Raw genomic sequence first — 12,060 nt, 5'->3', positions numbered from 1 at the left:
AGCAAGAGGCAATAGGGAATAGGCAATGGGCAATAGGTAAATACTTACTGTGAGCAGCTTTTAGCTTTCAGGTTGAATTGGGCTTTGAAGCTACGGCGGATCATTTTTTCAGCTATGACAAAGGGATTGACCCTGGCACGGGAAAGGCATTATGGGGAGCTCTGTTAGGGCCATTTCAATTTCAAAAACGCTGTTGTTTTGCGACAATGTTACCTGAAAATCCCACTTAAACCCCAAAACCTACCGGTCAGCCCCGGGTAGAGACGCACCCAAGCACGTCCCCACCGATGAAAGGTGACCTTTGGGGTGAGAAACCCAGGATATTTTAACTTCAACTGGCTCTTACCCCGCCTTCAAGGGCTTCATCTTCTGCCTCAAAAATCTCAAATACAGAATCCATCATGGTCACCTCAAATACCAACTTGGCTTCGGGATGAACATTACAAATTCGGAAGCTGCCCTTCACTTTGTCAGCATCTCGCATTCCAGCAACCAGTGAAGTCAGACCTGAACTATCAATAAAGTTCACTTGACCTAGATTTACCACGACATGGCGACTCAATTTAGATATACATTCCTGCAACTTGAGGCGGAATTGCCAAGCTGTTGTGATGTCTAGGCGTCCTGTTGGTGCCAAGACAATGACCTTTGTGCCATCCTGGGTCGTATGTTCTTTTTGATCGATATGAATCACTGACCGTCCCCTCGGAATTTTTGATATTGCTTTGGTTGCTTATCTGATCTGTAGTTTAACTCAGACCTGTGAGTTGGGAGCAGTCCAGTTCACCCAATCTTGAGGCTTCAAGAAAGTATCATACAGTTCTGCTTCTGGAGTCCCTGGTTTTGGCTCATAGCCATATTCCCATCTTACCAGAGGCGGTAAAGACATGAGAATTGACTCAGTACGACCATTGGTTTGTAGACCAAAAATTGTTCCCCGATCATAAACCAAATTGAATTCCACATATCGACCCCGCCGATATAATTGGAACTGCCGTTCTCGATCTCCATAGTCATTAGAACGCCTGCGTTCTACAATCGGCCCATAAGCGGGTAGAAAAGCTCCTCCACAGTCTTGTGCAAAACTGAACAAAGAGTCCCAATCTTTTGGATTAGGGATTCCCACCTTATCACTATACAGGGCGGCTGCTCCTTTCGGATCAGGGCCTTTATAGAGTTGGCTTTGTCCATCTTGATAGTCAAAAAAGATACCGCCTACCCCCCGGGTTTCTTGCCGATGTTTCAGATAGAAATATTCATCGCACCAAGATTTAAATACAGGATAATAGTGTGGATCGTGGCGATCGCAAGTTTCTTTTAAGGTTTGATGGAAATGGTGGGCATCTTCGGCAAAGGGATAATAGGGGGTTAAATCAATACCGCCCCCAAACCACCACACGGGCCCGGCTTCAAAATAGCGATAATTCAGGTGTACCGTGGGAATATAGGGATTGCGAGGATGCAAGACCATGGAAGTTCCCGTGGCATAAAATCCATATCCGGCGGCTTCTGGGCGTTGGGCCAGAATCGAGGGGGGCAATGTTTCGCCCCAAACCTCGGAGAAGTTCACCCCGCCTTGTTCAAAGACATCGCCCTCTCGGATCACACGAGATCGACCGCCACCTCCTTCGGGACGCTCCCAAGCGTCCTCTCTAAACTTGCCCAGGCCATCAAGCTGTTCTAAGCCTTGACAAATTTCATCCTGGAGTTGTTTCATAAACTGACTGACACGGGTTTGAGAGTCAGTCGCAGGGATCAAGTGGGGCGTAGTAGTTTCCGATACCTGAGAAGCTGTCATAATTTTTTTTAACCTATTTCGCGATCGCAAACAATTGGTTGTAATCTCACCAAGCGTTATGATCATGTCTGCATTGTGTCCCCTGAGTCAAGTGACTAACGGGAACTTCTGCAATCAAACCCTAATAGTGTAAATCTTGTTTACATTAATTTTAAGTTACCTTAAGCTTTTTTCAGACTTCTCCCCAAAATATTAAGAACTTTTGAATCACCCAATTCTTTAATAATAAGGGGGAGGGATAAATGCTCTATTCGCCAAAATAGCCTTCCGTCCATTGCTCAAACTGGGAACACTCTTATCCAATATGCTTGATATCAATACAGTATTAGAGGTATTACGACCTGTACAAGACCCCGAACTCCAAAAGAGTTTGGTGGAGTTAAACATGATTCGTAACATTCAGATCAAAGGAGGGGAGATTAGTTTTACCTTAGTTCTCACTACCCCCGCCTGTCCCTTGCGGGAATTTATCGTTGAAGATTGTCAAAAAGCAGTTAAACAGCTACCTGGGGTGGAAACGGTTGTTGTTGATGTTACGGCCGAAACTCCTCAACAAAAGGCTTTACCAGACCGTCAAGGCATTCCAGGGGTTAAAAATATTCTGGCTATTTCTAGTGGCAAAGGGGGCGTGGGAAAAAGTACCGTGGCGGTGAATGTGGCCGTTGCCCTGGCTAGAATGGGGGCTAAAGTTGGGTTAATTGATGCCGATATTTATGGCCCTAATGACCCCACGATGTTAGGGTTAGCCGATGCTCAGGTTGTGGTACAGCAAAGTCCCCAGGGAGAATTCCTAGAACCTGCTTTTAATCATGGGGTGAAGTTGGTTTCTATGGCCTTCTTGATTGATAAAGACCAACCTGTAATTTGGCGAGGCCCGATGTTAAATGGGGTTATTCGTCAATTTCTCTATCAAGTCAATTGGGGTGAATTAGACTATTTACTGGTGGATATGCCGCCCGGCACCGGAGATGCTCAACTCACCCTCGCCCAAGCTGTTCCCATGTCCGGGGTCGTAATTGTCACCACGCCCCAGTTAGTGTCCCTGCTAGACTCCCGTAAGGGGTTAAAAATGTTCCAACAGTTGGGGGTTTCGGTGTTGGGAATTGTGGAAAATATGAGTTATTTTATCCCTCCCGATGCCCCGGAGAAAAAATACGATATTTTTGGTTCCGGGGGCGGGGCAAAAACGGCCCAGGAGTTAGGTGTTCCTTTACTGGGGTCTATTCCTTTGGAAATGCCCGTCCGAGAAGGGGGAGATATCGGGGTTCCCATTGTCATCTCTGATCCTAACTCTGCGGCTGCTTTAGAGTTAACGGCGATCGCCCAACGCATCGCCGGAAAAGTCTCTGTTTTCGCTTTAACTTAGGTTTTGATTGTTAAGAGGTAGGGGTGGAGGCGACCCCTATTACTGTCAACTTATAGACTGTAGTGGCGGGTTCTAATAGCTCTAAAAAATCCTACCCTAAATCTTAATAAACCCGTCCTCTTTCTATTAACATATTTTGGCAAAGATGGGCGGGTTTAGAGCGGGTTTAGAGAGGTTATTGGTGGGATGTCAAAGATTGACCCGAACCCGCCCCTACATTTTGGGATAATTTTAATATTTTAATCACAGCCAGATAGAATATAGTTTTGCATCACAGAATCAACTGTAAAAACCATTTCATTATCTAAATTTTGTTTTTCAATTAATCCCCGTCTTTCTAAGGAAAGCAGCACTTTAAATAGTTGATTTGGAGTATCAGAAAATTGTCCTAATAATTGTGATAGTAGAACAGGTTGAGGGTGGGAAGACAGAAAAGCGATCGCTTCTTTTTCTAATTCCGATAATCGCTGATACTGTTGTTGTAAAATTTGGGTTAATTCATCTCCTAAACATACAGGTTTATAACTGATATATTGACTGATTTTACCTCCAAATAATTGCTTGATCAAATGATTAGCTAATTTTAAATAAAGGGGATTTCCTCGAAATAGATTAATTAATTCTGGGTAATTTTCCTCATTCTGTAATCCTTGGTTTTTCAATATTTGCGTTGCTTTTTGTCCTAAACCTGTTAAGGAGAAAATTTGAGTTAAACCACTCTCTCCACTCAAGGTAACGACTTCTAAGGGCGGTTCCCAACTATTGAATAGTAAACAACTATTATGGGTTAATTTTCCGATCAGTTTAAAGAATTTACTATAGTTTTGATATTCCGGTTGATAATTGCCCACCAGTTGACCGTCTTTAAATAGACACTGAACATCATCTAAGATAATTAAACAACGGCGATCGCGTAAACATTCTAATAAAATTGCTAATTGACCATCGAGATCATCAGGAAGATTTAATTCCGTGTGGTTTGATAAAAATTGAATCAACTCTTTTAAGGTTGTTTCTAAACAAGAAAAGCTACGAAGACTCCGCCAAATAATACAATCAAATTCTGTTTTTATCTGTTCAACTAGATGACGGGCGATCGCACTTTTTCCCATTCCGCTTATTCCTAAAATAGCAATCATTCGAGATTGTTTTTCTAGGATTGATTGTTTTAGAGTATTGAGTTCAGAAGTGCGATTATCAAATGTTGCTAATTCCGGTGCATCTCTTAAATCAATTTGCGGTTTTATAATCGAATATTGTTGATTTTTTGTTGCTGTTGGTGGGGCGTTTTGTTTCGCTTTTGGGGGTTTTGTTGAGTTTCCACAATAACTAATATTTTCGATTTTAACATCCTTCCAAAAGTAAGCAGAATGAATACTATTATTTAATTGAATTCTTCCAAATGTAGAGCGTAAATTAGATTTATTAACAACTTCCCCAACTTCCTCCGATATCACCTGCCATAATTCCGATGCAGCTTTTCTAACATGAGGTTCGGTACAGTTGTATTGGTTAGCAATATCTCCGTATTTCTGACTACTCAACACCCCCATTAAAATTGCTTCTTGCAGACTACTTAAGTGTTTCCCGGTTTTTTCAAATACCACTTGGTCAGCCCATGTCAGCATTTCATCAAAGTCCATCTGACTTAAATATTACAAATGATTAACTATTATTTCACATTTTCCGATTTTTTGCAACTTTTTCCTACAAAATTATATTTATATACTCATTTTAGGTTTTACCTTGAATAAATATTAACATATATTGTACAAAATCCTATATTTTGCACCTTGCAAAAATCAGAAAGATGCTCTATAGTAATAAAATCAAATACTCACTATGTAAAAAGTATAACAACTGTTAAAACTCAAAGCCAAATAAATAATTAAGGTTAAGTTATCATGGTCTCACAAAAAACTTTGTATTTTAGTCTAACTATTTTATCCTTTTTGCCGTTTTTTAACTTCAAATTTACAAATAATATGGTGTTGCCATCCGGTTCAAAATGGCTGATGGCGGAAGAAACACCAGCAGAATTGGTAGATGATTTAAACAAAGCTACACAGATTTTTCAAGAAAGGGCAAATCAAGCTAAACAGTCTGAAGCAAAACAGTATCTCTCGTCAATGAGCAAAGGGCAGCAAGTATTTTATGTGGAAAACTCTTTCTTTGCATCTAGGTTAGAAGGGTTACAATACTTAGGTATAGGTCTAAAATCAGAAACAGATAACTATTCTTACAGCATTATTGAGATTAATAAAGAGAAATTTGTTCAAATGGTAGCTTTAAGCAAAAGAGATGAGTTAAGAACTTACACAGCAATCGTTGGTTTGCAAGGGACATCAGGGAACTATTCTTCAACATCGATACTTTGTGAAAGTAATCAACCTACGAGAGATTTTCCCCCAAGACACGAAGATGCTAATAGTTGTCCCCCTGGTTATTCAGAGGTTGAAAGATAATAGATGTGTAAGGTTGGTAACAATAAAAAAGATGAGGATCTTAATCGAAAGTTGAGCAATAATCATGTCCGGTGTAGGGGCGAGGCGCGCCTCGCCCCTACGGGGAATTGAGGATCAGCAATAGTTTCATAAAAGATTAAAACCCCATCAATATAATTCGGGATGATCAAAATTTAAAAGGGAAGATCAATCAGTAATTCACTTTTAATTTTATTTAAAGGCGGATGTTCTGGATCATCTTCCCAACGTAAGGGATTTTCAATAATGTATTTTCTAATTGCATTTAAAGCGGTTTCATCTCTGATAATTTCTTCATAATAATCTCGTTGCCAAATTAATCCTTGACCGGAATTATTACAAATTCTATTAATAGATTTAGACACAGAAGATTTATACCAACCCACAACAGCACCCAAGGATTTTGGAGCAGCACCATGAGGTCGTTGTGTTGATTCTGAAGATATTTCTTGTTCTGATAATGATGTTTGGTGTAGGGGGACGGCGCGCCTCGCCCCTACGGGGAATTGAGGATCGGCAATGATTTCATGGAAAATTAAAATCCCATGAATATGATTCGGCATGATGATAAAATAGTCTAATTCAACATGAGGGAATTTTTCAGCAATTTGTTGCCAGGTATTAAAAGCGATCGCCCCTAAAGAATTAAATCGCATTTCCCTTTGAACAATATCTCCAAATAAACATTGTTTTTCTTTCGTGCAAATCGTAACAAAATATCCTCCAGGTTGAGTATAATCGTATCCTTTTAAACGAATAGAACGCCGATGATGAATTTGTGGATTATAGGGCATATTTTTTTGATGATAAAAATAGATAATCTACATTCGAGGTTTAAGTTGAAAGTATTCGCACCCGTAGGGGCGAGGCGCGCCTCGCCCCTACACCGGAGGATTGAGGATAATCAAATTTACTATAATTAAATAGATTACCCCCTGAACTCAAATATAGTCATGACGATCATACCCATTTAACTCCCCCAAACTGTGTTTTCTGCACTCCGTAGCTCGACAAATATCTTGACTTTGAGAACTATTGTAACAACACCTCGAAGCAGATGGGTCGGGGGAGAGGTCACAGCCGTTTTTGGAGAAAATCAAACGGCCCTGTCCCGATTCCCGCCACTGGGTGCTATAGTTTAAAATTGTCTGATGTTAAGTGGCTGTTTATTTTTAAACCCGAATTATGCTACTGATTACCCTATTACTCTATGCTGCCTTGGCAGGTGCTTATTTGTTAGTGCTTCCGGCTGCCTTATATGCCTATATGAATGCTCGTTGGTATGTGGCCAGTTCTTTTGAACGCGCATTTATGTACTTTTTAGTCTTCTTCTTTTTCCCTGGATTAATTCTTCTAGCTCCCTTCTTTAATTTCCGTCCTCAACCTAGAAAAATTGCCAGCTAATGCGACGAATTGATGTTATTGCTATTGGAATGCTCGTCTTTTTGATAGGTGGATCGATCTACCTAATTTTACAATGGGCGGGTCTGAATAGCGTTGATGCTGGCATCTGGAGTCAGACTTTTTTAGTCGGTGGTTTATTTATTTGGTTACTCACTTATTTATTCCGGGTGGGAAGTCGAAATATGACCTATAACCAACAACTGAAAAACTACGAAGATGCGGTTTTTCAAAAACGACTGGAAGAAATGACTCCAGAAGAATTGGCTCAATTGCAAGCGGAAGTTGAAGCAGAAAAAAATAATTGAAAATTTTACTTTTTTTCTGCTTAATTATTGGATAATTAGTTAGTCTATTTGAGTTTAATTTTAATGATTTCTGTTTCTCAGTGCTTTGAATCCTTAAGAACTTCGGACAAAAAAAACTGTGCTTTAATCCCTTTTATTACCGCCGGTGATCCGAACTTAGAAACAACCGCGAAAGCCTTACAAATTCTGGATCAAAATGGGGCTGATTTAATTGAATTGGGAGTTCCTTATTCTGACCCCTTAGCCGATGGCCCGGTAATTCAAGCCGCAGCCACTCGCGCTTTACAAAAGGGAACCCGTTTAGATCAAGTATTAGAAATGGTGACAACGGTTAGCCCAACCTTGAAAGCCCCAATTATTTTATTCACTTACTATAATCCCATTTTACATCGAGGGATTAAACCCTTTTTAGAACAGATTTATCAAGCCGGGGCGAGGGGTTTAGTTGTCCCAGATTTACCCTTGGAAGAAGCGGAAACTTTATTGGAACCCGCCCGTCAAATTGGCATAGAAGTGACGTTGTTAGTGGCGCCAACCAGTCCGAAAGAACGGATTGAGTTAATCGCCCGTCAGTCCCAGGGGTTCATTTATTTAGTGAGTGTTACCGGGGTTACGGGGATGCGTACCCAAGTCCAAACCCGGGTTGAAGATATCCTCAAGGAAATGCGAGGTCTAACGGATAAACCCATTGGGGTTGGGTTCGGGATTTCTCAACCGGAACAAGCGACCCAAATGCGAGACTGGGGTGCAGATGCGGTGATTGTCGGGAGTGCTTTCGTTAAACGATTGGCGGAAGGAACACCGGAACAGGGTTTGGCGGATATTGGTCAGTTTTGTCAATCCCTAAAATCGGCAATTCAACACTAAAATACAGGACTTGTATGCCAAGTCCCCCGTTTGGGTATTAAATGTAACTATTTCCGTAATTTTTCAAGGACGATATAGCCTTTTAAACAATTGTTGTGTATAATTTATTTAGCTGAGTGTGTTTGTGATCAATTCACACTTGAGTCTATTCAATCTTTAGAACTTCCAGAGTGAGAACACTCGGTTGTTTTTTGGGGTTTCCTTAAAAGAAAGCAAGAACGCTGGAGGTATGGTGCTCCCATAAACACATTACCTCCAGCTCCTTGAAACCCTCGTAATGTGCCTTTCTGTTTATTATTATTGCAACCTTGCCAACCGATTGCAAGAGGTCTTTTGCAATCACCCACTTTTAAGGTTAGATGGGTCTACAAGTCTCTTGGTAAGCGGGTTGTTGGGCTTTAGACTACAAGATTGCGCTGAAGCGCAACAACGGCGCAAGAATGAAAAGACGCGGCCATCAGTAATAGTTATTTATGACCGCGTTATTGGTGGGAAAAATTCAGGAAAAACAGAACAAACCTAACTGTATTGCTGACCCGAATTCTTTTCCGGTTCTAAGTTGAATAGGGTTTGTAGGGTTTGCATGGCGCGACGTCGGGCTTCTATATCCTGTTGGGCGCGCAGTTGTACCATGGGGTCATGGAGAATTTTATTGACAATTCCCCGGGTTAGGGCTTCAATTACTTCTTGATGTTTGTCGGCGAATTCTGAACCTAAGCGAGATAGGGCTTTTTCTAATTCCTGTTCTCGAATCGTTTCAATTTTATCGCGTAAACAGTTGATCACAGGAACAGTTTCTAAGCTGCGCCACCAGACCTCAAAAGCTTGGACTTCTTCTTCTAATAAAACTTCGGCTTCCTGTGCCATTTTACGACGACTTTCATGGTTTTGGGCTACAACCGCTTTTAAATCATCGACGTTATAGGCTTGAACATTGGCTAATTCGGTGACATCGGTAGCGATATTTCGAGGTACAGAAATATCCACTAACATTAGGGGTTGAGATGGGGTTAAAATCGTTTCTAATTTAGCTCGGTCTATAATGGGTTCCGTAGCGGAGGTACTGGTAAATACAATATCAGAATTTGCCATTACAGACATCATTTCCGACATGGTATAAATCCGTAAATCAGCATCGGGAAATTGATTTGCTAATTCTTTCGCCCGTCCTAGTGTCCGATTTAAAATAGAAATTTGGTTCGCACCTTTTGATAACAAATGCTGAACCAATAACCGAGACATTTTGCCCGCGCCTAAAATGGCAACTCGATAATTACTTAAGTTCTGGACTTTCATCTGCACTAATTCCACCGCAGCCGAACTAATAGAAACCGCCCCTGTACCAATGCTGGTCTCGGTTCTCACCCGTTTTCCGGCGGTTAAGGCTTGGGTAAATAAACGGTTGAGAATGCGACTAATCCCTTTATGTTGTTGGCTTAATTTATGGGTTTGTTTAACTTGGGATAAAATTTGTCCCTCCCCTAAAACTAGGCTATCTAACCCGGCGGCAACTCGCATTAAGTGCATGATGGCATCATCATGAATCAGGGTAAATAAATGGGGGCGTAATTGTTGTAAAGGTAATTTACTTTTTTCTGATAAAAATTGAGTAACTTCCCTGATTCCAGGTTGAGTTTCTGTTGCTACTAAATAAATTTCTAAGCGGTTACAGGTGCTAAGAATCGCAACTTCTTCGAGATGGGGATAACTTAATAAATGAGCGATCGCAGCCTCTAATTGGGGTTCGGGAATACTCAATTTTTCACGAACTTCAACGGGTGCGGTCTTATGACTCAGACCTACAACAGCAATATTCATAGAACAGTTGTTATAAATATGGTTTCAAAAATCAGTAATTGGTAATCAGTAATCAGTAAATTGCTAATAGTTTTCAAGTGTTAGCCAAAAAAACCAAAATCTAAAACTGATTACTGATTACTGATCGCTTAAATTTTAGTGCAACTGAATATTTTTGGGTGCGCCAAACATATGAACAGTATCGACAAAACGAGCAGTTTTAGACAGAGAAGAAATGACTAAACTTTGTGTCCGAGCGCCACCACTAAAGAAGCGCACTCCTTCCATCAAGGTACCTGGTGTGATCCCACAAGCCGCAAACAACACCGTTTCACCGGAGGCTAATTCATGGGCATCATAGACCTTATCAGCATCATTGATTCCCATTTCTTTGAGGCGATTCAGATTACCTTCTCTGCTTTCCCCAATCAATCCGGTTTTCACCACTTCGGGATCATAGATTAACTGACCTTGGAAGTGACCACCTAAAGCCCGCATCGCAGCAGCAGAAATCACCCCTTCTGGTGCAGCCCCAATTCCCATGAGTGCGTGAATATTGGTTCCTGAAAAGGCACAGGAAATCGCGGCAGAAACATCTCCATCACTGATCAAACGCACCCGGGCGCCGGCGGTGCGAATTTCATTGATCAGGTCTTTGTGGCGGGGACGATCCATCACCACCACCACTAAGTCCTCAATGGCGCGGTTCATGCAGTCAGAGAGAATTTTCAGGTTTTCGGTGGCGGATTTGTTAATATCAACGTGATTCTTCGCCACCGCCGGGGCTGCTAATTTCTTCATGTAGAAATCAGGAGCCGCAAATAAACCACCTTTTTCGGAAATCGCTAAGACAGCCATGGAGCCATTTTGACCATAGGCGACTAAGTTAGTTCCTTCGCAGGGGTCAACGGCGATATCAATTTCCAGCAGTTCGTCGGGGTTACAGAATTTAGCTGCATCTTCCTGGGTACAGATCCCCACTTCCTCACCGATATAAAGCATGGGGGCTTCGTCTCTTTCCCCTTCCCCAATTACGATCCGACCTCTCATGTGAATTTGGTTCATGCGTTTACGCATGGCTTCCACGGCCACATGGTCGGCTTCATTTTTGTCGCCTTTCCCCATTAAACGAGCCGATGCGATCGCAGCTTGCTCGACGACTTCAATAATCTCTAACCCAATAACATTATCCACAGAATTATTTCCTCCCAAGAACTGAGATTGCCGAATTATTAGACACTCCCAGTGTTTTAGTCTATCAGAGGGGGGGATACGGTTTGCATTTGGGGGAGTTTAGTTTTTGTTAATTTTTACTGCGAGTCAGGGGAGTCAGCATCTATATACACTTCCTCTGGACTAAAAAATCGCTTCGGTCAACCGACAGGCTTCTAAATCCAGAATTGCCAATTTGTCGTAGGCTTGATTAATCAAACGTTCTCCCCGTAAGGCTCCGGTATTAGCCCCCGGACAAATATAGTTCAGGGTATGGGAATTAAAGCGCTCCAAGATTAATCGAATACTGTTTAATTGTCGGGGCCAATGGAAGGTTTTGGCCGTGCGTAGGGGAACCGGTTGGCCTTGGAGATTGGGTAATAGATGGCGTCCGGTGAACAATACCCCCCCATGCCCACTAAAATAAAGACAGGATGAACCAGGGGAATGTCCAGGTGTCCAAAAAACTGAACTCTGGGAACTCAATTTTAACTCAGTCTCAAAAGTGGTTACCTTGGACTCGGGTAGTAAGTAAGCTTCTTGTTCCTGGATCAGAATATTGCATCCGGTGGGTTTTTGAATTTCTCGGGATGACCCAATAGCCGCCCGATGGGTAATCAATAACCACTGAACGCCCCCTAACTGCTCGATAAACTGCTGATTCGTCGGATTCCAAGGTGGAGCATCAATCAAGATGTTTGTCTGGTTCTCCACAATGAAATAGGCTGTTCCGCCCAAGGTTTCCCTGTTAGGCGGGAAAGCATAAATATTTTCCAGCACAAGCCGGGGGGATTTGGGAACAGAACGCTCCTGTGACATATTATTAGA

The 12,060-nt window shown here is 41.8% G+C and carries 13 protein-coding genes; 6 read left to right on the top strand and 7 right to left on the bottom strand.

Going from position 1 to position 12,060, the window contains the following annotated elements; all coding sequences use genetic code 11:
- The first annotated feature begins 77 nt into the window (after positions 1-77).
- On the top strand, positions 78-230 hold the full coding sequence (locus PL11201_RS14365; RefSeq protein WP_079679652.1) for a CpcT/CpeT family chromophore lyase: 153 nt from the start codon (positions 78-80) through the stop codon (positions 228-230).
- A 101-nt stretch (positions 231-331) separates the two neighbouring features.
- Here the strand turns inward: PL11201_RS14365 and PL11201_RS14360 are convergent, their stop codons facing one another.
- Positions 332-694, bottom strand: a complete 363-nt coding sequence (locus tag PL11201_RS14360) for an STAS domain-containing protein (protein WP_079679651.1) — start codon at positions 692-694, stop codon at positions 332-334.
- Positions 695-754: 60 nt separating this feature from the next.
- Positions 755-1,798 (bottom strand): oxygen-dependent coproporphyrinogen oxidase, encoded by a 1,044-nt coding sequence (hemF, locus tag PL11201_RS14355; protein WP_079679650.1) that lies wholly within the window; start codon positions 1,796-1,798, stop codon positions 755-757.
- Positions 1,799-2,102: 304 nt separating this feature from the next.
- Between hemF and PL11201_RS14350 the strand changes: the two genes are divergently transcribed.
- Complete coding sequence (locus PL11201_RS14350; RefSeq protein ID WP_079679649.1) at positions 2,103-3,164, top strand: Mrp/NBP35 family ATP-binding protein; 1,062 nt, start codon at positions 2,103-2,105, stop codon at positions 3,162-3,164.
- Between the two features lie 239 nt (positions 3,165-3,403).
- Here PL11201_RS14350 and PL11201_RS14345 read toward each other — a convergent pair whose 3' ends face one another.
- Positions 3,404-4,807: an NB-ARC domain-containing protein gene (locus tag PL11201_RS14345; RefSeq protein WP_079679648.1), complete on the bottom strand. Its 1,404-nt coding sequence runs from the start codon at positions 4,805-4,807 to the stop codon at positions 3,404-3,406.
- A 261-nt stretch (positions 4,808-5,068) separates the two neighbouring features.
- Here PL11201_RS14345 and PL11201_RS14340 point away from each other — a divergent pair, with 261 nt between their 5' ends.
- Positions 5,069-5,629 (top strand): type IV pilin-like G/H family protein, encoded by a 561-nt coding sequence (locus PL11201_RS14340; protein ID WP_079679647.1) that lies wholly within the window; start codon positions 5,069-5,071, stop codon positions 5,627-5,629.
- Between the two features lie 173 nt (positions 5,630-5,802).
- On the opposite strand, the gene PL11201_RS14335 is transcribed toward PL11201_RS14340, so the two are convergent.
- On the bottom strand, positions 5,803-6,441 hold the full coding sequence (locus PL11201_RS14335; RefSeq protein ID WP_079679646.1) for a transposase: 639 nt from the start codon (positions 6,439-6,441) through the stop codon (positions 5,803-5,805).
- A 391-nt stretch (positions 6,442-6,832) separates the two neighbouring features.
- On the opposite strand from PL11201_RS14335, the gene ndhL reads away from it, so the two are divergent.
- From ndhL to trpA, 3 genes are all read left to right on the top strand, one after another.
- Positions 6,833-7,051, top strand: a complete 219-nt coding sequence (ndhL, locus tag PL11201_RS14330) for an NAD(P)H-quinone oxidoreductase subunit L (RefSeq protein ID WP_079679645.1) — start codon at positions 6,833-6,835, stop codon at positions 7,049-7,051.
- Complete coding sequence (locus PL11201_RS14325; protein ID WP_079679644.1) at positions 7,051-7,356, top strand: DUF3007 family protein; 306 nt, start codon at positions 7,051-7,053, stop codon at positions 7,354-7,356. The genes ndhL and PL11201_RS14325 overlap by 1 nt, the downstream gene beginning before the upstream one ends.
- A gap of 63 nt (positions 7,357-7,419) precedes the next feature.
- Positions 7,420-8,223, top strand: coding sequence for a tryptophan synthase subunit alpha (gene trpA / locus PL11201_RS14320; RefSeq protein ID WP_079679643.1), 804 nt, complete (start codon positions 7,420-7,422; stop codon positions 8,221-8,223).
- 519 nt (positions 8,224-8,742) lie between these two features.
- On the opposite strand, the gene PL11201_RS14315 is transcribed toward trpA, so the two are convergent.
- From PL11201_RS14315 to PL11201_RS14305, 3 genes are all read right to left on the bottom strand, one after another.
- Positions 8,743-10,041 (bottom strand): glutamyl-tRNA reductase, encoded by a 1,299-nt coding sequence (locus PL11201_RS14315; RefSeq protein ID WP_079679642.1) that lies wholly within the window; start codon positions 10,039-10,041, stop codon positions 8,743-8,745.
- Between the two features lie 135 nt (positions 10,042-10,176).
- On the bottom strand, positions 10,177-11,214 hold the full coding sequence (gene glpX / locus PL11201_RS14310; RefSeq protein WP_079679641.1) for a class II fructose-bisphosphatase: 1,038 nt from the start codon (positions 11,212-11,214) through the stop codon (positions 10,177-10,179).
- Positions 11,215-11,376: 162 nt separating this feature from the next.
- Positions 11,377-12,051, bottom strand: coding sequence for an MBL fold metallo-hydrolase (locus PL11201_RS14305; RefSeq protein WP_079679640.1), 675 nt, complete (start codon positions 12,049-12,051; stop codon positions 11,377-11,379).
- Positions 12,052-12,060 lie beyond the last annotated feature (9 nt).

Origin of the sequence: Planktothrix sp. PCC 11201, assembly GCF_900009135.1 — a bacterium.
Classification (GTDB): Bacteria; Cyanobacteriota; Cyanobacteriia; order Cyanobacteriales; family Microcoleaceae; genus Planktothrix.
The sequence above is the reverse complement of the archived record's forward strand: the minus strand, read 5'-3'. Positions and strand labels throughout refer to the sequence as shown.

What these genes read in the sequence shown, in the direction of transcription:
- hemF (WP_079679650.1), bottom strand. Translation starts at nt 1,798, where the DNA reads ATGACAGCTTCTCAGGTATCGGAAACTACTACGCCCCACTTGATCCCT.
- PL11201_RS14350 (WP_079679649.1), top strand. Translation starts at nt 2,103, where the DNA reads ATGCTTGATATCAATACAGTATTAGAGGTATTACGACCTGTACAAGAC.
- PL11201_RS14345 (WP_079679648.1), bottom strand. Translation starts at nt 4,807, where the DNA reads ATGGACTTTGATGAAATGCTGACATGGGCTGACCAAGTGGTATTTGAA.
- PL11201_RS14340 (WP_079679647.1), top strand. Translation starts at nt 5,069, where the DNA reads ATGGTCTCACAAAAAACTTTGTATTTTAGTCTAACTATTTTATCCTTT.
- PL11201_RS14335 (WP_079679646.1), bottom strand. Translation starts at nt 6,441, where the DNA reads ATGCCCTATAATCCACAAATTCATCATCGGCGTTCTATTCGTTTAAAA.
- ndhL (WP_079679645.1), top strand. Translation starts at nt 6,833, where the DNA reads ATGCTACTGATTACCCTATTACTCTATGCTGCCTTGGCAGGTGCTTAT.
- PL11201_RS14325 (WP_079679644.1), top strand. Translation starts at nt 7,051, where the DNA reads ATGCGACGAATTGATGTTATTGCTATTGGAATGCTCGTCTTTTTGATA.
- trpA (WP_079679643.1), top strand. Translation starts at nt 7,420, where the DNA reads ATGATTTCTGTTTCTCAGTGCTTTGAATCCTTAAGAACTTCGGACAAA.
- PL11201_RS14315 (WP_079679642.1), bottom strand. Translation starts at nt 10,041, where the DNA reads ATGAATATTGCTGTTGTAGGTCTGAGTCATAAGACCGCACCCGTTGAA.
- PL11201_RS14305 (WP_079679640.1), bottom strand. Translation starts at nt 12,051, where the DNA reads ATGTCACAGGAGCGTTCTGTTCCCAAATCCCCCCGGCTTGTGCTGGAA.